Source organism: Campylobacter sp. CH246, assembly GCF_004378835.1.
In the GTDB taxonomy this organism is placed as follows: domain Bacteria; phylum Campylobacterota; class Campylobacteria; order Campylobacterales; family Campylobacteraceae; genus Campylobacter_D; species Campylobacter_D jejuni.
In genome coordinates, this window is record NZ_RYYA01000001.1 from 59,374 (window position 1) to 81,009 (window position 21,636).

Sequence of the window (21,636 nt, forward strand, 5' to 3'; positions counted from 1 at the left end):
AAATGGCATTTAAAAGAGAAATTCAAGGCGTTGTTGTTAAAATCGCTGGTGAAAAAACCGCAAGTGTTTTGGTTGAAAGAAAAGTGGTTCATCCAAGATATAGAAAAATTGTTAAACGCTTTAAAAAATATCTAATTCATGATGAGAGAAATGAAGTTAAAGTGGGTGATACTGTTGTTGCAGTAGAATGCAGACCACTTTCAAAAAGAAAATCATTTCGCTTAAAATCTGTATTAGCTACAGGAGTTGAGTAATGATTCAAAGTTTTACAAGACTTGCAGTTGCTGACAATAGCGGTGCAAAAGAATTAATGTGTATCAAGGTTTTAGGAGGTAGCAAAAGAAGATATGCTACTGTAGGTGATGTAATCGTTGCATCTGTTAAAAAAGCTTTACCAAATGGAAAAGTTAAAAAAGGTCAAGTGGTAAAAGCGGTTATCGTTAGAACTAAAAAAGAAATTCATAGAGATAATGGTTCTTTGATTCGTTTTGATGAAAATGCTGCGGTTATTCTTGATAACAAAAGAGAGCCTATCGGAACTCGTATCTTTGGGCCAGTGGGCAGAGAAGTTAGATATGGTGGCTTTATGAAAATCGTTTCACTAGCACCGGAGGTATTATAATGGCGGTTAAATTAAAAATCAAAAAAGGTGATAGCGTTAAGGTTATCACAGGCGATGATAAAGGTAAAACAGGTAAAGTTTTAGCGGTATATCCAAAAACACTTAAAGTGGTAGTTGAAGGATGTAAAATCGCTAAAAAAGCTATTAAGCCGAGTGAGAAAAACCCAAATGGTGGTTTTATCAATAAAGAAATGCCAATGGATATTTCCAATGTGGCAAAAGTTCAGGAGTAAGCGATGGTGAGATTAAAAGAAAAATACAATCAAAGCATTAAACCTGCATTGGTTAAAGAATTTGATATTAAAAATCCTATGCTTATCCCTGTGATCGAAAAAGTAGTTATCAGCGTAGGTGCTGGTGAGTTGGCTAAAGATCAAAAAGTATTGCAAAATGTTGCAGATACTATTTCTTTAATTGCAGGACAAAAGGCTGTGATTACTAAAGCTAAAAAATCAGTTGCAGGATTTAAAGTTCGCGAAGGTTTTCCTGTAGGTGTAATGGTAACTTTAAGAAAAGAAAATATGTATGCTTTTCTTGATAAGTTAATTTCTATTGCTTTGCCAAGGGTGAAAGACTTTAGAGGTTTAAGTAGAGATGGTTTTGATGGACGCGGAAACTATAACTTCGGTCTTGATGAGCAGTTGATGTTCCCAGAAGTGGAGTATGATAAAATTTTAAGAACTCATGGTATGAACATTTCTATAGTTACAACAGCACAAAATGACAAACAGGCACAAAAGTTATTAGAACTTATCGGTGTGCCATTTACAAAAGGAAAGTAAGATGGCTAAAAAATCAATGATTGCAAAAGCGGCACGCAAGCCTAAATTTAAAGTTAGAGCTTATACAAGATGCCAAATTTGTGGGCGTCCGCATTCGGTTTATAGAGATTTTGGAATTTGCAGAGTTTGCTTAAGAAAAATGGGCAACGAAGGTTTGATTCCAGGTCTTAAGAAAGCAAGTTGGTAAGGATAAAATATGATAAATGATATTATTTCAGATTCACTCACTCGTATCAGAAATGCAGGAATGAGAAAGCTTGAAACAACCAAGCTTTTACATTCTAAAGTTGTAGAAGCTTTAGTTGGAATTTTTCAAGCTAAGGGCTATATTGAGAGTTTTAATGTTATTGAAGAAGATAAAAAGAAATTTATCAATGTAGTTTTAAAATACGATGAAAAAGGTAAGAGTGTTATCAATGAGCTTAAAAGAATTTCTAAGCCTGGTCGTCGTGTTTATAAAGGTAAAGATGAAATCAAGCGTTTTAAAAATGGTTATGGTACTATCGTAGTTAGCACAAGTCATGGCGTTTTAGCTAATGATGAAGCTTATAAAGCAGGTGTTGGCGGCGAAATTTTATGTACCATTTGGTAAAAAATCTGCTTTTTATGGCATTGGGTATCCATTCTTTTAAAAAAGTAGAAATATCCTAGACAAATAAAAAGGAAAAATATGTCTCGTATAGGTAAACAACCGATTGCTATTCCAGCAGGAGTAGAAGTAAAATTAGAAGGAAATTTGCTTAAATTTAAAAAAGGAAATTTAGCAAAAGAACTTGATACTAAAGCAAATGTAAATGTTGAGATTAAAGATAATAATATTCTTTTTTCTCCAAAAGGTGAAGACAGACAAAGTAGAGCTTATTGGGGAACTTACAGAGCTTTAGCTTACAATATCGTTGTAGGTTTAACTCAAGGTTTTTCAAAAACTCTTGAAATCAATGGAGTTGGTTATAAAGCAGCTTTAAAAGGTAAAGTTTTAGAACTAAGCCTTGGTTTTTCTCATCCTATTAATTATGATATTCCAGAAGGAATTGAAATTGTAGTGGATAAAAATACTATTGCAGTTAAAGGAAGTGATAAACAAGTTGTAGGTCAAGTTGCTGCTCAAATTCGTGAATTTAGACCACCAGAGCCATATAAAGGAAAAGGCGTTAAGTATTCTGATGAACGCATTATCCGCAAAGCTGGTAAGACATCTAAGAAGTAAGGGTAGAATATGAGAGCAAATGTATTAAAAAGAAAACTAACTTTAAGAATCAAAAGAAAAAAAAGAATTAGAGCGAAAATTTCAGGTTGTGAAAATTTTCCAAGAATTTCTGTATTTAAATCAAACAGAACTCTATATATCCAAGCGATTGATGATGTAAAAGCTGTAACTTTAGCAGCAGTTGATGGACGCAAACTTGGCGTTAAAGCAAATAAAGAAGGTGCTAAAAAAATCGCTGCTGAATTTGCTAAAACTTTAAAAGCTAAAAAGATAGAACAAGCTGTTTTTGATAGAAATGGTTATGTATATCATGGTGTTATCGCAGCATTGGCTGAATCTTTAAGAGAAAATGGCATTAGGCTATAAGGGGTAAATCGATGGAAAAATATAATAGAGAAGAATTTGAAGAAGTAATCGTCGATATCGGCAGAGTTACTAAGGTTGTTAAAGGTGGTAGAAGATTTAGATTTACTGCTTTAGTTATTGTTGGAAACCGCAAAGGTTTAGTAGGTGTTGGTTATGGTAAGGCTAAGGAAGTTCCAGATGCTATCCGTAAAGCTGTTGACGATGCGTTTAAAAATATCGTTGAAGTTAAAACTAAAGGCTCGACTATCGCTCACGATGTAGAGGTGAAATACAACGCAAGTAGAATTTTACTTAAACCAGCTAGTGAAGGTACAGGAGTTATCGCAGGTGGTTCTACACGCCCTATCGTGGAACTTGCAGGTATTAAAGACATCTTAACCAAGTCTTTGGGTTCAAATAATTCAGCTAATGTGGTTCGTGCTACAATCAAAGCTTTAACAATGTTAAAAGGATAAGAAGATGAATTTAACAAAAGCAGCGGGTTCAACGCATAAAACTAAAAGAATTGGCCGTGGTCAAGGTTCTGGCATGGGTAAGACTGCTACTAAAGGGGGTAAAGGTCAAACTGCTAGAAAAGGTTATAATGAAAAAAGAGGTTTTGAAGGGGGTCAACAACCACTTCAAAGAAGACTACCAAAAGTAGGTTTTACTTCTAAAATTCAAAAACCTTATGTGATCAATGTTGAAAAAATCACAGCTGTAAAAGAGCTTAGTGAAATTACATTTGAGAGCATTAAAAGTGTTCACAAAATTTCAAAATCTGTGAATAAAATCAAATTAATTGGTGCAAGTGCAAAAGACTTAGTATCAAAAATCAAAGACGAGAATATTAGCGTCACCGGATCAAAATAATGAATAGAGCATTGACGAATAAGATTTTAATCACCTTGGCATTTTTATTTGCTTATAGGGTTCTGGCTTATGTGCCAGTTCCTGGCGTCAATGCTGATGTGATTGCGGAATTTTTTAATAACAATCAAAACAATGCTTTGGGTTTATTTAATGTTTTTAGTGGTGGAGCGGCTGAACGCTTTTCTATCATTTCTTTAGGTATTATGCCTTATATTACTGCTTCTATTATTATGGAGCTTCTTGCAGCAACTTTTCCAAATATTGGTAAGATGAAAAAAGAGCGTGATAGTATGCAAAAATATATGCAAATTATCCGTTATGCAACTATAGTGATTACTTTGGTTCAAAGTATAGGCGTTGCTATAGGTTTGCAAAGCTTGCACGGTCGTGGTGGTGCAGGGGCTATAATGGTAGAAGATTTAAATATGTTTATCGCACTTTGTGCTATTTCTATGCTTGCTGGAACTATGCTTTTAATGTGGCTTGGCGAACAAATCACACAAAGAGGTATAGGAAATGGTATTTCTTTAATCATTTTTGCAGGTATTGTTTCAGGTATTCCAAGAGCGATTTCAGGAACTGTAGGACAAATCAATTCAGGCGAGATGAATTTCTTAACCGCTTTTGCAATTTTTGCTTTGATTTTAATCACCATAGGGGTGATTATTTATATAGAACTTGGAGAAAGAAGAATTCCTATTTCTTATTCTCGTAAAGTTGTAATGCAAAATCAAAACAAACGCATTATGAATTATATTCCTATTAAACTCAATCTTAGTGGGGTTATTCCACCGATTTTTGCTAGTGCGATTTTGATGTTTCCAACAACAATTTTACAAACTAGTACAAATCCTTATCTACAAGCCATTAATGACTTTTTAAATCCAAATGGTTATTTGTTTCATGTTCTAACTTTCTTGTTTGTAATTTTCTTTGCTTATTTTTATGCTTCTATCGTATTTAACGCTAAAGACATAGCAGAAAATTTGAAAAAACAAGGCGGTTTTATCCCTGGAATTCGTCCAGGTGAAGGAACTTCAAGTTATCTTAACGAAGTGGCTTCTCGTTTAACTTTATCAGGTTCTATTTATTTAGGGCTTGTTGCAACCTTACCTTGGGTTTTGGTGAAATTTATGGGTGTGCCTTTTCATTTTGGCGGCACTTCTGTACTTATTGTAGTTCAAGTAGCACTTGATACGATGAGAAAAATTGAAGCTCAAATTTATATGAGTAAATACCAAACTTTAAGTGCGGTAGGTTTGTAATAAATAAAATTAGCAAGATTTTTCTTGCTAATTTATTCTAGGTTTTTGCTTTAAAAATAAAAACACAATGCACACTATAAAAATTACTATTGACCATATTAAAAAAGCATCTACAAGACCCATTTGTCTAACGATAGGTTGAGAGATAATAGGACTTAAAAATTGTCCTAAAAATATACAACTTGCTAAAATTCCATAAGCCCTAGAGCGAGCATTTTCAGGACAGATTGAAAAAAGATAAGCCGTATTATTTACAAGCATAATACCTCCACCCATTCCAAGCAAAGCTAAGGCGATTAAAACTGTGAAAAAGCTATCTACTAAAAAAAGCAGCAAAAAAGAACAAGATACGATAAAAAGAGTTAAAACATAGATAGTTTTAATACTTAAGAATTTTATAATATATCTATAGCTTAGAGAGAAAAAACCATAACATAGTGCAGATACAGACATCGAAATACCTATATATTTAGGATCCAATCCCAAATGTTCTTCTATATAGTAAGGAAGTTGAGTTGGCGAAATATAATAAACTACCATGATAAAAAAACCTATAAAATAGATAGGGAAAAATTGCCAATAATTTGTTTTTGTTTCTATTTTTGTATGATTATAGAATTTAAATTTTCTAGGTTCAAAAAGATAAATGATAGCCATTAAGGTAATTAAAATTCCAAGTCCATATACTAAAAAAGGATAACGCCAAGAATAACTTGAAACAAATCCTGCAATGGAAATAAAAACAGCACCCCCTACTGCACAAAAAAATCCTTGAAGACTTAAAGCATTTTCTCTACGATTAAAGCCACCGCGACTATAATAATCTCCAAGCAAGGCTGAAGCACCTGTCATTATAAAAGCAGTTGCCATACCAAAAATAGCTCTTGAAGTCAGTATAGCATAAATATCATTTAAGAAAAAGCCACTTACCCCAGAAATAGTCCAAACCACCATAGCAGGAAGAATAAATTTTAATTTGCCAAATTTATCCATTAAAATACCAGCAAATGGAGATAAAATGACAACAAAAATAGCAGGGATGGTTAAAACTAAGCGAACAAGTATATCAAGATGAGCTAATGTGAAACTTGAAGCAAGAGTAGCACCACTTTGGGTTAAAAGTTCTTCAAAATGTCTGTTGATAGCAGGTAGAGCAGATGAAATGACTACACTTCCTAGCATAGTCATAGCAGCCATAGAAAACACAGCTGCTTTAAATCCGGACTTTTCAGTAATTTGAATTATTTTTTTATCCATTTTTGTGTCATTTGGATGAAATTTATAAGTTTTGTCATTCATAATTTTTACCTTTTTTATTTTATTATACTCCAAAAATTATGGTTTGTATTTAAAATTACTTAAAATTATATTTTATTTATTTTGTTATGATAGTTTTGTTTTTAAAATATTTTAGCTTGATTAAAATATATTTTATAAGTAGAATTTTAAATATTTTTAGCTAAATTCAGCTTTTTATTTAACAAGGGTGCAAAATGAAGAAAAATTTAATCATAGTAGAATCTCCTGCAAAAGCTAAAACCATAGGAAATTTTTTGGGAAAAGATTATGAAGTTATCGCTTCTAAAGGACATATTAGAGATTTGCCTAAATCAAGCTTTGGGATTAAAATAGAAGATGATGAATTTATCCCTGAGTATAGAATCACAAGTGATCATAGCGCCTTAGTTAAAGAACTTAAAAGCAAAGCCAAAGATGCCAAAGAAGTCTATCTTGCAACGGATGAAGATAGAGAAGGAGAGGCTATAGCCTATCATATTGCAAAAGCTATAGGAAAAGATGAAAACACCTTACCACGCATTGTTTTTCATGAAATCACTAAAAGCGCTATAGAAAATGCTTTAAAAAATCCAAGAAAATTAAACATGCACTCTGTAAATGCTCAGCAAACCAGACGTCTTTTAGATCGCATTGTAGGGTATAAGCTCAGCCCTTTATTAGGACAAAAAATTCAAAGAGGACTTAGTGCTGGGCGTGTTCAAAGTGCGGCTTTAAAGATCATAGTCGATCGTGAAAAAGAAATTCGTGCCTTTGTACCCCTAGAATACTTTAGTATTGATATGATTTTTCAAAAAGATTTAGATGCAGAACTGGTTGAGTTTGACAAAGCTAAAATAGAAAAACTTACCATTACCAACAAAGATCGTGCTAAGCTTATACTAGAGGCTTGTAAAAATGAAGTTTATAATATAAATGATATTGAAAGCAAAGAAAGAAAAATCGCTCCACCACCTCCTTTTATGACTTCAACCTTGCAACAAAGCGCAAGCAATCGCCTTGGTTTTAATCCTAAAAAAACCATGATGATAGCTCAAAAACTCTATGAGGGAGTAAATACTCATCAAGGTGTGATGGGGGTTATTACCTACATGAGAACTGATAGTTTAAATTTGGCCAAAGAAGCTATAGAAAATGCAAGAAAATTCATACAAGTAAATTTTGGCAAAGACTATCTTCCAAGTAAAGCAAATGTATACACTACAAAAGCCAAAGGCGCTCAAGAAGCTCATGAGGCTATACGCCCTACAAATTTAAGTTTTACTCCAGAAATTGCGTCCAAATTTTTAGACAAAGATGAGTTAAAACTTTACACACTTATTTACAATCGCTTTTTAGCTTGTCAAATGAATCCTGCTATCTCTCAAACTCAAAATGTATTTGTAAAAAATGATAGAGCAGTTTTTAAAATAAGCGGTAGAAAAATCCTTTTTGATGGATATTATAAAGTTTATGGTGATATGGATAAGGATAAAATTTTGCCAAATTTTAAAATAGGTGAAAATTTAAAAGTGCAAAATTTAGAAATGAACTCACATTTTACCGAACCACCTTCAAGGTATTCAGAAGCTGGACTTGTAAAAAAACTTGAAAGTTTAGGCATAGGTCGCCCTTCTACTTATGCACCAACCATTTCTATACTTACAAGCCGTGATTATGTAACAATAGATAAAAAACAACTCATTCCTAGCGATGTTGCTTTTAATGTAACCGAAGTGCTTGAGAAAAATTTTAGCGATATAGTAGATAGTAAATTTACTTCAAACCTTGAAAATACCCTAGATGAAATCGCAGAAGATAAGGCAGATTGGCAAGAAACTTTAAAAGAATTTTACTATCCTTTTATGAGAAAAATCGAAGAAGGAAAAACAAAAATAGCTAGTCAAAAAACTGTCACAAAACTAGGCGAAAGTTGTCCTGATTGTGGCGGAGAGCTTGCTATCAGAAAAGGGCGTTTTGGAGAATTTGTAGCGTGTTTAAATTTCCCAAAATGCAAGTATTCAAGAAATTTAAAAAGTGAAAGCAAAAACGAAAGCGAAAATACAGCCACAAAAGCTAAAGCTAATGGTACAGGCATTACTTGTCCAAGTTGTCAAAAAGGTGAAATTGTAGAACGCTTTTCAAAACGCGGTAAATTTTATGGCTGTAGTGCTTATCCAAAATGCAATTTTATAAGCAAATACAAACCAAGTGAAGAAAAATGCGAAGAGTGTGGCGAAACTTTAGTGATAAAAGAGCTTAAAAAAGGTACATTCTTAGAATGTTTAAAGTGTAAAATCAAAAAAGAAATGAAGGATTAGAATGCAAATCATGCTTTGTGCTATTTCAAATATAGCGAGTGGAAATTGTTCAGAAGACTGTAAATACTGCACCCAAAGCGCTCATGTAAAAACAGATATTCAAAAATATCGTCGTAAAGAACTTTCACAAATCGTTTTAGAAGCAAAAATGGCAAAGAAAAATGAAGCCTTGGGTTTTTGTTTGGTTACGGCAGGACTTGGGCTTGATGATGAAAAGCTTGAGTATGTTTGCGAAGCTGCCAAGGCTGTGCAAAAAGAAGTGCCTAATTTGCTTTTAATTGCCTGTAATGGTATGGCAAGCGTGGAACAACTCAAAGAACTTAAAAAAGCAGGAATTTTTTCTTATAATCACAATCTTGAAAGTTCTAAGGAATTTTTTCCACAAATTTGCACCACACATACTTGGGAAAGTAGATTTCAAACCAATTTAAACGCTAAAGAAGCAGGGCTTATGCTTTGTTGTGGTGGAATTTATGGTATGGGTGAGAGCGAAGAAGATAGGCTAAGTTTTAGAAAATCTTTGCAAGAATTACAACCTTTTTCAACGCCTATTAATTTTTTTATAGCAAATGAAAATTTAAAACTACAAGTTCCAAGACTTAGTGCTGATGAAGCTTTAAAAATCGTGCGTGACACCAAAGAGGCTTTGCCTCAAACTGTAATCATGGTTGCAGGTGGACGTGAAGTGGTATTGCAAGAAAGGCAGTATGAAATTTTTCAAGCAGGTGCCGGGGCTATTGTTATAGGGGATTATTTAACCACTAAAGGTGAAGAACCAAGTCAAGATATAATAAAATTAAAAGAAATGGGATTTACTTTTGCATCAGAGTGTCATTGATACACAGGCTTTAATCGATTTAAAAATTCTCATTGTTATAGCCTTGTGTTTGCTTTTTTCTCCGCATATTGCGAGAATTTTACGCTTGCCTCTTTCAGCTACTGAAATTATTTTAGGGGCAATAATAGCGTATTTTGGTTTCATAGGAAAAAGTGAAAATTTTGCACTTTTAGCCAATGTAGGTTTTTATTATCTAATGTTTATAGCGGGTATGGAGGTAAATTTAAGAGCCTTTTTTAATATGGATAAAGAAATTGCTAAAAAAAGTTTTTTTTATATTTTTTTACTTTATACTTTATCTTCTTTTATAGTATGGATTTTTGGACTTTCTTTAGTATTTGTTATCATTATACCTGTGATGAGTGTAGGGCTTTTATCTTTACTTTTTAAGGATTTTGGAAAAGAGTGTTATTGGCTAAATATTGCTATGATAGTAGCTACTTTAGCTGAGGTGATTTCTATTGTGCTTTTGACTATAGCGGGAGCTTTTTTGCGCGAAGGAACAGGTATTATTGATGTAGCGCAAAGTATTTTATATCTTAATATCTTTTTGGGGCTTTGTTTGCTTGGATTTAAAATGCTTGGTGTGCTTTTTTGGTGGTATCCTCAGCTTAAAGTTGTGCTTATGCCATGGGAAGATAAAAATGAAAAAGATATAAGATTTTGTATGGCCATTTTTATACTGATCATTGTTGCTATGGTTATTACAAAACTTGAAATCGTTCTTGGTTCTTTTATAGCAGGTTCATTTATAGCTACTTTTTTTGATCATAAAAAAGATCTTGAGCACAAGCTTTCTACTTTTGGACACGGGTTTTTGATCCCTATTTTTTTTATCCATATAGGTTCAACCTTTGATCTTAAAATGATTTTAGATTATAAAATCGTTTTACAAGCATTTTTACTTATGTTTGTTATGGTGGGTTTAAGAATTTTATGTGCAAGTGTTTTTTTAAAAAGAATTGGTTTTAAAAATATGATTTTATTTGGTCTTAGTCATTCTATGCCTTTAACCTTGCTTATAGCAACAGCTACTCTGGGTTATTCGGGCAAGGTTATTGATGAGAAACTTTATTCAGCACTTATTTTAACAGCGTTATTTGAGGCTGTTATTGTTATGAGTATGATTAAATTTCTTTCTAATTCTAAAAAATGAAAGTTACTTTTTTACTCAAAAAAGCAAACAAAATCTTAAAAATTTAATAATAAAAAAACTCATAATCGTCCTTTTTTGTTAGAATTAATAAAAGTAACAATAAAAGGAGCGAAAATGTCAAATTCCGTTACTATAACCGATAATAGAAATGGAAAAAGCTATGAATTTCCTATATATGACGGTACAACTGGGCCAAGCGTTGTAGATATGTCAAGTTTTTATAAACAAACAGGAATGTTTTCTTATGATGAGGGCTTGACTTCTACAGCTACTTGTAAATCAAAAATCACTTATATTGATGGAGAAAACGGAATTTTAATGCACCGTGGCTATCCTATAGAGTGGCTTGCTGAAAACAAACTTTATTTAGATGTGGTTCATCTTTTACTTTATAAAGAATTACCTGATGCTACGCGTCTTGAAGCATTTCGTTATGAAATGAAAAAGCGTTCTTTTATCCATGAAGGTATGCATCGTCTTTTTGATTCTTTCCCTGATAATGCTCATCCTATGGCAGTTTTACAAGGTGCTGTTTCATCGCTTAGTGCTTTTTATCCTGATCATTTAAACATGAATGTAAAAGAAGAATATATGGAAATGGCAGCTAGAATAGTAGCTAAAATCCCTACTATAGTGGCTACTGCTTATAGATATAAACACGGCTTTCCTATGGCTTATCCAAATTTAGATCGTGGTTTTACAGAAAATTTCTTATATATGTTAAGAACCTATCCTTACGATCATGTAGAGCTTAAACCTATAGAAGTAAAAGCACTTGATACAGTTTTTATGCTTCATGCAGATCATGAGCAAAATGCTTCAACTTCAACAGTTCGTGCTGTGGGTTCAACTCACGCTCATCCTTATGCCTGTATAGCAGCAGGTATTGGTGCGCTTTGGGGTCATGCACATGGTGGAGCTAATGAAGGTGTTATTAGAATGCTTGAGCAAATAGGTAGTGTTGATAGGGTAGATGAATTCATCAAAAGAGCTAAGGATAAAAACGATCCTTTCCGCTTGATGGGCTTTGGGCATAGGGTTTATAAAAATTTTGATCCTAGAGCAAAAGTACTTAAAAAACTTCGTGATCAACTTATTGATGAGTTGGGTATTGATACCAATCTTATTAAAGTAGCAACGCGTATAGAAGAGATTGCTTTAAGTGATGATTATTTTGTTCAAAGAGGGCTATATCCGAATGTTGATTTTCATAGTGGACTTATTTTAAAAGCCTTAGGTATTCCAAATGAAATGTTTGCTACTTTATTTGTTATAGGACGCACCCCAGGATGGATAGCTCAGTGGATAGAACAAAAAGAGCAAGAAAGTCTTAAAATAGTCCGTCCAAGACAACTTTATTTGGGTGAAACTAGTAAAATATAATTAAAATTTTTGTGGAAATTAAAAATTCCACAAAATCTTCTTGTATAATTTTAAAAAATCTTATAGAAAGTGTATAATCATGCTTAATCTTGATAAATTTTTAGAAATTGCTATAAATGCTAGCAATCAAGCTTCTAAAGCTATTTTAGAAGAGAGAAAAAATTTCAAAACTTGGGAAAAAGAAGATAAAAGCCCGCTTACATCAGCAGATCTTGCTTCTAATAAAATTCTAAATGATATTTTGGGTTCTACGGATATTAAAATTCTATCAGAAGAAAAATTACTCAGCAAAGAAGAGTGTGAAGAATTAAAAACTTTTTGGCTTATCGATCCTCTTGATGGAACAAGTGGTTTTTTAAAAGGCAGTGATGAATTTTGCGTTATGACAAGTTTGGTTCATGACAATCGCCCTGTTTTATCACTCATACAAAATCCATCAAAAGGTGATATATTCTATGCTCATGCAAAAACCAAGGTTTATAAAAACGATAAACCTTTGCAAATTGACCAGCAAGAATACGAGAAAAATAAATATAAAGCCTTATTGAGTGTTAATCATCTTAGCAAAGAAGATGAAGACTTTGCAAAAGAGCATCAATTAGAAGCTATTAATATAGGCTCTGGATTGAAATTTTGTGCTATTTTAGAGGCTAGGGCAGGAGTTTATAAAAGATTTGAAAAGCTTAATATTTGGGATATTGTAGCAGGAGATTTTTTGATTAATCAAAATGGAGGATTTATGGGAGATTTTTCTAAAAAATACATTTTATATAGCCCTTTAAATTATAAATCCAGTCCTTTTATTTGTGTTTCATCTTGGAATTTTTTACAAGATTTTTTATAAAATAAAGAGTATAATTTTATATTTAAATAGTTTATAAGGATGAAGATGAGGTATTGTTTCATTTTGTTTTTAAGTTTAGTTTTAAGTTCTAATCTTTTAGCGAATAATTTTTCTCAGAAAAAAGTTATTAAAATTGAAAAAAGCGCAGATAGTTTTGAAGTAATAGATCTAAATCAAAATGTTGCAAATCCAAATCTAAATCAACAAAAAGCATTGTTTGATAGTTCTACCTTGATTGAAAAAAAATCGCAAATCATCAAAGATAAAGATATTGATTTTGCCATTGTATTAACTTCTAGGAAAAATTTTGGTTATTTTTTAGATGGTTTTAGGGTGAGTGATAAGGAATTTTCTACATTATTTGCTAAAAATTTGATTCAAAGTTTAAGGCTTGATTGGGTTAATTCTGCTGCAAATGGTATTTATCAAAGTCCTAAAACTTTGTCATATTTTAGCCCTAAGGATGCAAAACTTATAAATGTAAGTCCTTTTTTAACACAAGAAAAAGATAAGGCTAAAATGTATGCCAAATTTACAGATTATGTTGTGGTGGTAAATTTGCAAGATTTTTATGTAAATATTACAAATTATTTTATCACAACTAGTAAAGAGGGTGTGGCTAGTGTTAATTTTAAAATTATTTCTACAAGCAATGGAAAAATTCTTGCAGCAAAAAATGCAAAATTAAATTTGATATTAAAAGATCAAGATACAAAACAAAATTATCAAGATATTGTAAATCAAATGCCAAAAATGTTAGCTAGTGTTATAGATAATGAAATAAAAAAATTAAAATTAACTATCAATTAATTTAAAGATATATTGAAAAATTTTTAGATAATAATCACTTCATTTTCTAAGTTTATGCCAAATTCTTCAAAGACTTTTTTTCTAGCCAATTCGATAAGAAAAAACGCATCTTCAAAACTTGCATTTTTTTTATTGATTAAAAAATTTGCGTGCTTATCGCTTAACATAGCATCTCCTTTGCTAAATCCTTTAAGTCCTACAGCTTCGATTAAACGTCCTGCAAAGTCGTTTTTTGGATTTTTAAAGATAGAGCCAAAGCTTGCTCCATTAGGTTGGTTGCTTCTTGCATTTTTTAAAGCTTCATCTTTAAGGGTATCAAAGCCAAAATTTAGTTTAAATTCAGCCCAAAAAAAAGGCATATTTAAAGGACAAAAACGATAATCAAAATTTATATTTTCTCTTGGAATTTCGCCTTGAGAAGTAGCAATTTTGATTAAATTTTGACTGATACACTCTCCTTTAAGCCCTGCATTCATTTTCAAAAGACCACCAAGTGTGCCAGGAATTTTGCTTAAATACTCAAAACCCTTAAGATTATTTTCTTTAGCAAAGCGATATATTTTACTTGATTTTGTTTTGCAGCCTATGCGAAGATGTATAAAATCTTTATTTCGATCTAAAATTTGTATAAAATCAAAACCATCTCCTAAAATTCCTATATTTTTAGGTTTTGGGCTAACTAAAAGGTTGTTTGCACCACCTATTAAAAAACCATCAAAATCATAAATTTGATCCAAAACTAAAACTTCAAATTCATTTCCTATACGCACGGAAGAGTATTTTTTAAAATCAATGATCATTTGATAAAAGTTGGAATTTGATTTAGTATATTCTCAGTAAAATCAATCATAGTTGTAGTCATCCAAGGCATTAAAAAGATTAAAATAACCACAACCAAGATGATTTTAGGAACAAAAGAAAGTGTCATTTCATTAATCTGTGTAGTTGCTTGAAAAATACTGATCACAAGCCCTGCAATAAGTCCTGCCAAAAGCATAGGCAAGGAAAGTAAAAGTGTGATTTTAAAGGTTTGCACTCCAAGAGCAACTAAGGTACTTTCGTCCATTTTTATCCTTTTTAAGAATTTCTAGCTTCTTCGTATTCGCTAGGGATAAGATAATCATTTACATGTATGATTTTATCATAAAATTTATAATCATATCCTAGTTTAAAAAGCGTATCTACAGCTAAAAGTTGAGTTTGATTCATGCTAATAGAGTTTTTATTGGCATATAAATTAAGATAAGTATCAAGTTTTTCTTCATCAACACGGATAAGTTTTCTTTCCATAAGCATAGGGGCTAAAATTTTACGATTTGCATCGGCAATTTTTACAGCATTGGTTAAATCTCTTTCGATCTTAATCGCATCGCTTAAAGGCAAAGAACGACGCAAAGCCATTCCACCTAAAGGCAAAGGTAAATTTTCTTTAGCAAATTCAAGCCATATATCCCAAAGTTCCGCTTCCACGCAAAGACTTTGATCAAATTCTAAAATGCTTTCATGGATTAAAACTCCTGCATCCACTTCGCCACTTAAAACCGCATTTTCAATGTCTAAAAAATTCTTATAAATAATTCTTGCTTCAGGGTATTTCATACGAAAAATCAAAGCATTGGTGGTATTTGCTCCACTCAAAGCGACTTTAAAATTTCTTTTTAAATGCGTGTCTTTTTTCTTGATGAGTTTTGGCCCATAACCTTCACCAAAACTCACTGCTGTGCGTAAAAGCGCATACTCAGAAGCGATTAAAGGATAAAGTCCAAAAGAAATAGCCGTAGCATCAAATTCATTTTTCAAGGCAAATTCATTTAAAGTTTGTATATCTAAAGCTGTATTTTCATAAGCAAAATCATTCCCTATCCACCCAAATTTAATAGCCATATACATAAAAATATCATCAGCATCAGGAGAATGTGCAATAGTAATTTTTTTCATCTATGCTTCCTTTAAATCTTTGCTTTAATTCTAGCAAAATAAATCATTATTTAATTTTATTTTGTTAGAATTCTAACTAAAAATTTAGAATTTTTAAGGAAAGTTATGGATGATAATAAAAGAAAATCTCTAGACGCTGCCCTAAAAAGTTTAGATAAAACCTTCGGAAAAGGCACTATCTTAAGACTAGGGGATAAAGAAGTCGAGCAAATCGATAGCATAGGCACAGGTTCAGTTGGACTTGATCTTGCTTTAGGTATAGGCGGTGTTCCAAAAGGAAGAATTATAGAAATTTATGGACCTGAAAGTTCAGGTAAAACCACTCTAACTTTACATATTATCGCAGAATGCCAAAAAGCAGGTGGAGTTTGTGCTTTTATCGATGCAGAACATGCGCTTGATGTAAAATATGCTAAAAATTTGGGTGTAAATACAGATGATTTGTATGTTTCTCAGCCTGATTTTGGAGAACAAGCCTTAGAAATTGTAGAAACTATAGCAAGAAGTGGTGCAGTAGATCTTATCGTAGTAGATAGTGTTGCAGCACTTACCCCAAAAGCAGAAATTGAAGGCGATATGGGTGATCAACATGTAGGACTTCAAGCAAGACTTATGTCTCAAGCTCTAAGAAAACTTACAGGTATAGTTCATAAAATGAATACCACGGTAATTTTTATCAACCAAATTCGTATGAAAATTGGTGCTATGGGTTATGGCACTCCTGAAACTACAACAGGTGGAAATGCGTTAAAATTCTATGCTTCTGTGCGTTTAGATGTTAGAAAAGTAGCAACCTTAAAACAAAACGAAGAACCTATAGGAAACCGCGTTAAAGTAAAAGTAGTTAAAAATAAAGTTGCTCCTCCATTCAGACAGGCTGAATTTGATGTGATGTTTGGAGAGGGTTTAAGCCGCGAAGGTGAATTGATCGATTATGGTGTAAAACTTGATATCGTAGATAAAAGTGGTGCGTGGTTTTCTTATAAAGATAAAAAACTTGGACAAGGTAGAGAAAATTCAAAAGCCTTCTTAAAAGAAAACCCTGAAATTGCAGATGAAATCACAAAAGCGATTCAAAATTCTATGGGAATAGAAGGTATGATCAGCGGTAGCGAAGATGACGAAGGAGAAGAATAATGTTAGTAATTGAAGATGTTAGAGCCTATGAAGTTCTTGATAGCAGAGGAAATCCAACTGTAAAAGCCGAAATTACGCTAAGCGATGGAAGTGTAGGTGCAGCTATAGTTCCAAGTGGTGCGAGTACAGGTTCAAAAGAAGCTTTAGAATTGCGTGATAATGATGAAAGATTTGGCGGAAAAGGTGTTTTAAAAGCTGTTGCAAATGTCAATGAAACCATTGCAGATGAAATTTTAGGACTAGATGCTTTTAATCAAACTCAACTTGATGATACTTTGCGTGAGCTTGATGGAACAAATAATTACTCAAATTTAGGTGCAAATGCGACTTTAGGCGTATCTATGGCAACAGCTCGTGCGGCTGCGGCTGCTTTGGGAATGCCTTTGTATCGCTACTTAGGTGGTGCAAATGCGAGCATTTTGCCCGTACCAATGTGTAATATCATAAATGGCGGTGCTCATGCAAACAACAATGTAGATTTTCAAGAATTTATGATCATGCCTTTTGGTTTTACTAGCTTTAAAGAGGCTTTGCGTTCAGTTTGTGAAATTTATGCGATATTAAAAAAAGAACTCGCAAATTCCGGACATTCTACGGCTTTAGGTGATGAAGGCGGTTTTGCTCCAAATTTAGCTAACAACACAGAACCTATCGATCTTTTAATGACTTGTATCAAAAAAGCAGGTTATGAAAATCGTGTAAAAATCGCTCTTGATGTAGCAAGTACAGAATTTTTCAAAGATGGCAAATACCACATGGAAGGCAAGGCTTTTTCAAGTGAAGATTTGATCGAACGCTATGTAGAACTTTGTGCAAAATATCCAATTTGCAGTATTGAAGATGGCTTAGCTGAAAATGACTTTGAAGGCTGGATTAAGCTGACTGAAAAATTAGGCAATAAAATTCAGCTTGTAGGCGATGATTTGTTTGTAACCAATGAAGATATTTTAAGAGAAGGTATCATCAAAAAAATGGCAAATGCTGTGCTTATTAAACCAAATCAAATCGGAACTATTACCCAAACTATGAGAACTGTGCGTTTAGCGCAAAGAAATAACTATAAATGCGTGATGAGTCATAGAAGCGGCGAAAGCGAAGATGCTTTTATAGCGGATTTTGCTGTAGCTTTAAATACAGGACAAATCAAAACAGGAGCTCTAGCAAGAGGTGAAAGAACTGCAAAATACAATCGCTTGCTTGAAATTGAACTTGAAAGCGATGAATATTTAGGAGAAAAGCTCTGAGCGATTTACTTAAAGAATACGACGAAAGCACAAGAAAAAAAAGTTTTTATACCCATGTTATAAAAATGATTTTTTGGGCTTTTCTTGTTGTAATTGGAGCGATTTATTTTGGCAATATGTTTTTTGGGCAGTATTCTTTAGATACTTTATTGAGCTTAGAAAATACCAAAGAAGAGCTTAATAAAAAGATTATTTTGCTCAAAGAACAAAATGCTAAAGCACAAAAAGATTATTTTGAATTAAAAGGATTATACCCAAATGAAAACTAGAATTTTAGCAATATTTTTTATTTTTACCTCTCTTTTATATGCTGATGAAAATCCTTTCAAGACAGATCAAAATATAACCTTGGTTGCTCCACCTGAATTTCAAAAAGAGGAAGTTAAATTTAATTCTAGTGCAAGAATTTTAAAAAGCATTACTTTTAATTATATCAATTTAGACGGAAGTGAAGATAAGATCGATTTAGATGTCAATAAAAGTATTGATTGGCACGATACTTATACTATATCAAGATTTAAAAGCCCTGATCCTTCAAAAGTACTTGATGTTTCAGTTACTATACCTGAAAAAAATAGTTCTAAACAAGAATCAAACTCAACAGCCAATGTTGAAATACCTTTACAGGTTGCAAAGATTTATGATTTTATTTCTTATGCGGTTTATAAAAACAAAATAAAACTTAACACTAGTGATGAAATGATTACAGATTTTTCAGTAGGAAATCCAAGCAAAATCGTTATAGATTTTAGATCTAAAATGATTAGCCCTACAAAAAACATACGCCTTAGCAATTCTATTTTTAAACGCATAGACTTTGGATCTCATAAAGGATATTATCGACTTGTAATATATCTTGATGGAACTTATAATTATAATATTCAAAAAGATGCAACTGGATATATGATTAATCTGCTTTGATGAGATTTATTTTTTTAATATGTTGTGCTTGTTTAGTTTTTGCTAATGAAATTTTACTTCTTAGCAAATTCGATAAGCAAGATTTTAACTCTAAAGATTTTAATGCTTATTTGATGAGCGAAAAACTTGATGGAGTGCGTGGAATTTGGGATGGGAAATATCTAAAAACTCGCCAAAATTACCAAATAAAAACTCCTGACTTTTTTACAAAAAATTTCCCTCCTTTTGCTGTTGATGGTGAGCTTTGGATAGCAAGAAATAAATTTGATGAAATTTCAGCTTTAATTCGTAGTGGCGATAGCAATTTGACTTTATGGAAGGAAGTAACTTATAATATTTTTGATGTACCAAATGCTTGCGAAGAATTTCAAATTTCTACTTGCACTCTTAAAAATCGTTTGGCTGTTTTAGAAGAGTATTTGCAAAAATATCCTAGTGCCTATATAAAAATTATTCCTCAAATTCCAGTTGAAAATCAAAATAATTTAAATCAATTTTACGAAAGCATTATAAAAAATCAAGGTGAAGGTATTGTCATACGCAAAAATTTAAGTCCTTATGAAAAAGGCAGAAGTAAAAATGCTATGAAATTAAAACCCTATGATGATGCAGAGTGTGAGTTAGTAGGATTTCGCAAGGGCAAGGGTAAATTTGAAAATCAAGTAGGTGCCTTACTTTGTAAAATGCCTAATGGACAAATCATTAAAATAGGCAGTGGTTTAAAAGATGAAGATAGAAAAAATCCTCCAAAAATTGGTAGTATTGTGACTTATAAATTTAATGGATTGACCAAAAATTTCTTACCTCGCTTTCCGGTGTTTTTAAGAATAAGAGATGAAAATCCTTGACTTTAAAATTATTTTGTGATAAAATATTTCCTTTTATTTATTCGGGGTGTAGCGCAGTCTGGTTAGCGCACTTGGTTTGGGACCAAGGGGCCGAAGGTTCGAATCCTTTCACCCCGACCATTTTTTATAAATTTATACAAAATGGTGAGTGTAGCTCAGTCGGTTAGAGCATCAGATTGTGGTCCTGAGGGTCGTGGGTTCAATTCCCATCACTCACCCCACTAGCGCTCGTAGCTCAACTGGATAGAGCGACAGACTTCGGATCTGTAGGTTATGGGTTCGATTCCTATCGGGCGCACCACCAAGATTTTATATGCGTTCATAGCTCAGCTGGATAGAGCAACGGCCTTCTAAGCCGTAGGTCAGAGGTTCGAATCCTCTTGGGCGTACCACTTTGCGGATGTGGTGAAATTGGCAGACACGCCAGACTTAGGATCTGGTGCAGCAATGCGTGAAGGTTCAAGTCCTTTCATCCGCACCACTTACTTTTATCATTTTCAAACAAGAGTTGATTTCTCATAAATTTTTATTTCATTTTAAAATTTCTTATGATTGTTAGATAAAATGCAAATTTAATTTAGATAAATTTAAAAATTATCTTGCAAAAGATTTGAAAAATAATTCAAATATACAAAATTCAATTCAAGGAGATTAAAATGAAAAAATTAGGTTTAGCTTTGGCAGTTTTAGTTGCTTTAAATGTGTCAGCATTTGCAGGGGTTATCACTATACATGATTCTAATTTAGTTAAAGTATCAGGAGGAGATGATGCCTATGCAAAAATAGCTTTAGATAACGCTAAAGAAGAAATGAAAGATGAATTCAATACTGATAACTTAGAAATTTATGCTATAGAAAGTATCAAAAAAGATGATCCGCATGAATATGATATTATTCAAAGGGCTTTAAAAGTAATGAAACAAAAGATAGCAAAAGGAAAGACTGTTTATTATAATGAATTCTTAGTTGTAGATAGAAAAACAAATTGGGCTTCTGAATGGGATATTGAATGTGATCATCTTGATAGACCTATAAAATTAAGCAATAATGTTAATTGTCGTTCTGGTATCTCTTCAAAGCGCTATAATTTCAAATAATACTTGAAAGCTCTAAAATAATAGAGCTTTCACACCATAAAGGTTTTAACTATAAAAAACATAGTAAGTATAAAATATATCTAAATTTTAAGCTTTTTAAGTTAAAAATTTCTAGTTTTTTTAAATCGTTTTATCTTTTATATCTTTGCTGCAAAGACAAAATCAGCACTCATTAAAATCTTTTCTTGATTAAATTTTTGTAAATTCATTTTTAGTGTTAAAAATGTGATGATATTAACTTTATAAAAGTATTATTATATATTTTTTACTTAGGATAGCGATTATGAAAAAAACAATTTTAACCATTCTTTTTTTACTCACTCTTACGCAGGCTAAGGAAATACAAGTTTATGAAAGTCCTACTTGTGGCTGTTGTGATCTTTGGGCTGATTATATGAAAGCTAAGGGTTATGAGGTTAGTGTTCATAAAACCAATGATTTTCTTAAAATCAAAGAAAAAATGGGTATAAAAGATGAGTATCAAAGTTGCCATACAGGTGTGATGGAAGGCTATGCTATTGAAGGGCATGTTCCTGAAAGTGCTATAGCATGGTTGCTTGAAAACAAACCTAAAGATGTTATAGGAATTTCAGCTCCTGGCATGCCGCAAGGAAGTCCAGGAATGGAACAAGGTTATAGTGAAAAATATCCTGTAATTTTGATGAAAAAAGATGGAAGCTATGAGCTTTATGGATATTTTATAGGGGATAAAAAGCTTTAAAGTAAATTT

Annotated in this window: 28 protein-coding genes and 5 tRNA genes; 29 read left to right on the top strand and 4 right to left on the bottom strand. The window is 32.4% G+C overall.

The genetic code is table 11. From position 1 onward, the window contains the following. The first annotated feature begins 2 nt into the window (after positions 1 to 2). From rpsQ to secY, 11 genes are all read left to right on the top strand, one after another. A complete protein-coding gene (gene rpsQ / locus ELQ06_RS00295; RefSeq protein WP_002851549.1) occupies positions 3 to 254 on the top strand; it encodes a 30S ribosomal protein S17 in 252 nt (83 codons plus the stop codon). Further along, on the top strand, positions 254 to 622 hold the full coding sequence (rplN, locus tag ELQ06_RS00300) for a 50S ribosomal protein L14 (RefSeq protein WP_002779438.1): 369 nt from the start codon (positions 254 to 256) through the stop codon (positions 620 to 622). Before rpsQ ends, rplN begins: the two co-directional genes overlap by 1 nt. Then, positions 622 to 855 (top strand): 50S ribosomal protein L24, encoded by a 234-nt coding sequence (gene rplX / locus ELQ06_RS00305; protein ID WP_002779437.1) that lies wholly within the window; start codon positions 622 to 624, stop codon positions 853 to 855. Before rplN ends, rplX begins: the two co-directional genes overlap by 1 nt. 3 nt (positions 856 to 858) lie before the next feature. Next, entirely contained in the window at positions 859 to 1,404 is a 546-nt protein-coding gene (gene rplE / locus ELQ06_RS00310; RefSeq protein WP_134237453.1) for a 50S ribosomal protein L5, read from the top strand. A gap of 1 nt (position 1,405) precedes the next feature. Next, positions 1,406 to 1,591: a type Z 30S ribosomal protein S14 gene (locus ELQ06_RS00315; RefSeq protein ID WP_002851478.1), complete on the top strand. Its 186-nt coding sequence runs from the start codon at positions 1,406 to 1,408 to the stop codon at positions 1,589 to 1,591. Positions 1,592 to 1,600: 9 nt separating this feature from the next. Next, entirely contained in the window at positions 1,601 to 1,996 is a 396-nt protein-coding gene (rpsH, locus tag ELQ06_RS00320; protein WP_002851353.1) for a 30S ribosomal protein S8, read from the top strand. A 78-nt stretch (positions 1,997 to 2,074) separates the two neighbouring features. Further along, complete coding sequence (rplF, locus tag ELQ06_RS00325) at positions 2,075 to 2,611, top strand: 50S ribosomal protein L6 (protein ID WP_002851302.1); 537 nt, start codon at positions 2,075 to 2,077, stop codon at positions 2,609 to 2,611. 9 nt (positions 2,612 to 2,620) lie between these two features. Then, positions 2,621 to 2,977, top strand: a complete 357-nt coding sequence (rplR, locus tag ELQ06_RS00330) for a 50S ribosomal protein L18 (RefSeq protein ID WP_002785535.1) — start codon at positions 2,621 to 2,623, stop codon at positions 2,975 to 2,977. 11 nt (positions 2,978 to 2,988) lie between these two features. Beyond that, positions 2,989 to 3,432, top strand: a complete 444-nt coding sequence (rpsE, locus tag ELQ06_RS00335; RefSeq protein ID WP_002779428.1) for a 30S ribosomal protein S5 — start codon at positions 2,989 to 2,991, stop codon at positions 3,430 to 3,432. Positions 3,433 to 3,436: 4 nt separating this feature from the next. Next, positions 3,437 to 3,829 carry a 50S ribosomal protein L15 gene (gene rplO / locus ELQ06_RS00340; protein ID WP_002851292.1) on the top strand — a complete coding sequence of 131 codons (393 nt, stop codon included), beginning with the start codon at positions 3,437 to 3,439 and terminating at the stop codon, positions 3,827 to 3,829. Continuing rightward, positions 3,829 to 5,094 carry a preprotein translocase subunit SecY gene (gene secY / locus ELQ06_RS00345; protein ID WP_002864789.1) on the top strand — a complete coding sequence of 422 codons (1,266 nt, stop codon included), beginning with the start codon at positions 3,829 to 3,831 and terminating at the stop codon, positions 5,092 to 5,094. The genes rplO and secY overlap by 1 nt, the downstream gene beginning before the upstream one ends. Positions 5,095 to 5,121: 27 nt before the next feature. Here secY and ELQ06_RS00350 read toward each other — a convergent pair whose 3' ends face one another. Beyond that, positions 5,122 to 6,393, bottom strand: coding sequence for an MFS transporter (locus ELQ06_RS00350; RefSeq protein ID WP_002902893.1), 1,272 nt, complete (start codon positions 6,391 to 6,393; stop codon positions 5,122 to 5,124). Between the two features lie 194 nt (positions 6,394 to 6,587). Between ELQ06_RS00350 and topA the strand changes: the two genes are divergently transcribed. The 6 genes from topA to ELQ06_RS00380 all read left to right on the top strand — a co-directional run bounded on the left by topA (position 6,588) and on the right by ELQ06_RS00380 (position 13,721). Next, the gene (gene topA / locus ELQ06_RS00355; protein ID WP_052797893.1) at positions 6,588 to 8,690 is read left to right on the top strand and encodes a type I DNA topoisomerase; all 2,103 of its coding nucleotides are present in this window, start codon (positions 6,588 to 6,590) and stop codon (positions 8,688 to 8,690) included. 1 nt (position 8,691) lies between these two features. Continuing rightward, positions 8,692 to 9,528 (top strand): biotin synthase, encoded by an 837-nt coding sequence (locus tag ELQ06_RS00360; protein ID WP_002884213.1) that lies wholly within the window; start codon positions 8,692 to 8,694, stop codon positions 9,526 to 9,528. Beyond that, positions 9,509 to 10,684, top strand: coding sequence for a cation:proton antiporter (locus tag ELQ06_RS00365; protein WP_052794016.1), 1,176 nt, complete (start codon positions 9,509 to 9,511; stop codon positions 10,682 to 10,684). The genes ELQ06_RS00360 and ELQ06_RS00365 overlap by 20 nt, the downstream gene beginning before the upstream one ends. Before the next feature lie 114 nt (positions 10,685 to 10,798). Next, the gene (locus tag ELQ06_RS00370) at positions 10,799 to 12,067 is read left to right on the top strand and encodes a citrate synthase (RefSeq protein ID WP_002851494.1); all 1,269 of its coding nucleotides are present in this window, start codon (positions 10,799 to 10,801) and stop codon (positions 12,065 to 12,067) included. A gap of 79 nt (positions 12,068 to 12,146) precedes the next feature. Continuing rightward, positions 12,147 to 12,911 carry a 3'(2'),5'-bisphosphate nucleotidase CysQ gene (locus ELQ06_RS00375; protein ID WP_044261764.1) on the top strand — a complete coding sequence of 255 codons (765 nt, stop codon included), beginning with the start codon at positions 12,147 to 12,149 and terminating at the stop codon, positions 12,909 to 12,911. 39 nt (positions 12,912 to 12,950) lie between these two features. Beyond that, positions 12,951 to 13,721, top strand: coding sequence for a hypothetical protein (locus ELQ06_RS00380; protein WP_079460105.1), 771 nt, complete (start codon positions 12,951 to 12,953; stop codon positions 13,719 to 13,721). 23 nt (positions 13,722 to 13,744) lie between these two features. On the opposite strand, the gene ELQ06_RS00385 is transcribed toward ELQ06_RS00380, so the two are convergent. From ELQ06_RS00385 to ELQ06_RS00395, 3 genes are read right to left on the bottom strand one after another with little or no spacing between them, the layout of a single operon-like run. Further along, positions 13,745 to 14,521 carry a UDP-N-acetylmuramate dehydrogenase gene (locus ELQ06_RS00385; RefSeq protein WP_052797895.1) on the bottom strand — a complete coding sequence of 259 codons (777 nt, stop codon included), beginning with the start codon at positions 14,519 to 14,521 and terminating at the stop codon, positions 13,745 to 13,747. Further along, positions 14,518 to 14,787, bottom strand: a complete 270-nt coding sequence (fliQ, locus tag ELQ06_RS00390; RefSeq protein WP_002851290.1) for a flagellar biosynthesis protein FliQ — start codon at positions 14,785 to 14,787, stop codon at positions 14,518 to 14,520. Before fliQ ends, ELQ06_RS00385 begins: the two co-directional genes overlap by 4 nt. An 11-nt stretch (positions 14,788 to 14,798) precedes the next feature. After that, positions 14,799 to 15,659 (bottom strand): menaquinone biosynthesis family protein, encoded by an 861-nt coding sequence (locus tag ELQ06_RS00395; protein ID WP_057035731.1) that lies wholly within the window; start codon positions 15,657 to 15,659, stop codon positions 14,799 to 14,801. Between the two features lie 105 nt (positions 15,660 to 15,764). Between ELQ06_RS00395 and recA the strand changes: the two genes are divergently transcribed. The 12 genes from recA (at position 15,765) to ELQ06_RS00455 (ending at position 21,627) form a co-directional block, all read left to right on the top strand. Then, positions 15,765 to 16,796: a recombinase RecA gene (gene recA / locus ELQ06_RS00400; RefSeq protein ID WP_002851424.1), complete on the top strand. Its 1,032-nt coding sequence runs from the start codon at positions 15,765 to 15,767 to the stop codon at positions 16,794 to 16,796. Further along, on the top strand, positions 16,796 to 18,040 hold the full coding sequence (eno, locus tag ELQ06_RS00405) for a phosphopyruvate hydratase (RefSeq protein ID WP_052782083.1): 1,245 nt from the start codon (positions 16,796 to 16,798) through the stop codon (positions 18,038 to 18,040). The genes recA and eno overlap by 1 nt, the downstream gene beginning before the upstream one ends. Before the next feature lie 65 nt (positions 18,041 to 18,105). Further along, positions 18,106 to 18,309 (top strand): hypothetical protein, encoded by a 204-nt coding sequence (locus ELQ06_RS00410; protein WP_002839177.1) that lies wholly within the window; start codon positions 18,106 to 18,108, stop codon positions 18,307 to 18,309. Continuing rightward, the gene (cgpA, locus tag ELQ06_RS00415) at positions 18,299 to 18,961 is read left to right on the top strand and encodes a glycoprotein CgpA (RefSeq protein ID WP_002851387.1); all 663 of its coding nucleotides are present in this window, start codon (positions 18,299 to 18,301) and stop codon (positions 18,959 to 18,961) included. The genes ELQ06_RS00410 and cgpA overlap by 11 nt, the downstream gene beginning before the upstream one ends. Beyond that, positions 18,961 to 19,809 (top strand): DNA ligase, encoded by an 849-nt coding sequence (locus ELQ06_RS00420; RefSeq protein ID WP_052782082.1) that lies wholly within the window; start codon positions 18,961 to 18,963, stop codon positions 19,807 to 19,809. The genes cgpA and ELQ06_RS00420 overlap by 1 nt, the downstream gene beginning before the upstream one ends. Positions 19,810 to 19,851: 42 nt before the next feature. Beyond that, a tRNA-Pro gene (locus ELQ06_RS00425) sits at positions 19,852 to 19,929 on the top strand. A 24-nt stretch (positions 19,930 to 19,953) separates the two neighbouring features. Beyond that, positions 19,954 to 20,030 (top strand) — tRNA-His (locus ELQ06_RS00430). Positions 20,031 to 20,033: 3 nt separating this feature from the next. After that, a tRNA-Arg gene (locus ELQ06_RS00435) sits at positions 20,034 to 20,110 on the top strand. Positions 20,111 to 20,124: 14 nt separating this feature from the next. Then, positions 20,125 to 20,201: transfer RNA gene (locus ELQ06_RS00440), tRNA-Arg, on the top strand. A 4-nt stretch (positions 20,202 to 20,205) separates the two neighbouring features. Then, positions 20,206 to 20,290, top strand: a tRNA-Leu gene (locus tag ELQ06_RS00445). Between the two features lie 175 nt (positions 20,291 to 20,465). Further along, a complete protein-coding gene (locus tag ELQ06_RS00450) occupies positions 20,466 to 20,906 on the top strand; it encodes a hypothetical protein (RefSeq protein ID WP_134237454.1) in 441 nt (146 codons plus the stop codon). Between the two features lie 283 nt (positions 20,907 to 21,189). Further along, on the top strand, positions 21,190 to 21,627 hold the full coding sequence (locus ELQ06_RS00455) for a DUF411 domain-containing protein (RefSeq protein WP_044261756.1): 438 nt from the start codon (positions 21,190 to 21,192) through the stop codon (positions 21,625 to 21,627). Positions 21,628 to 21,636 lie beyond the last annotated feature (9 nt).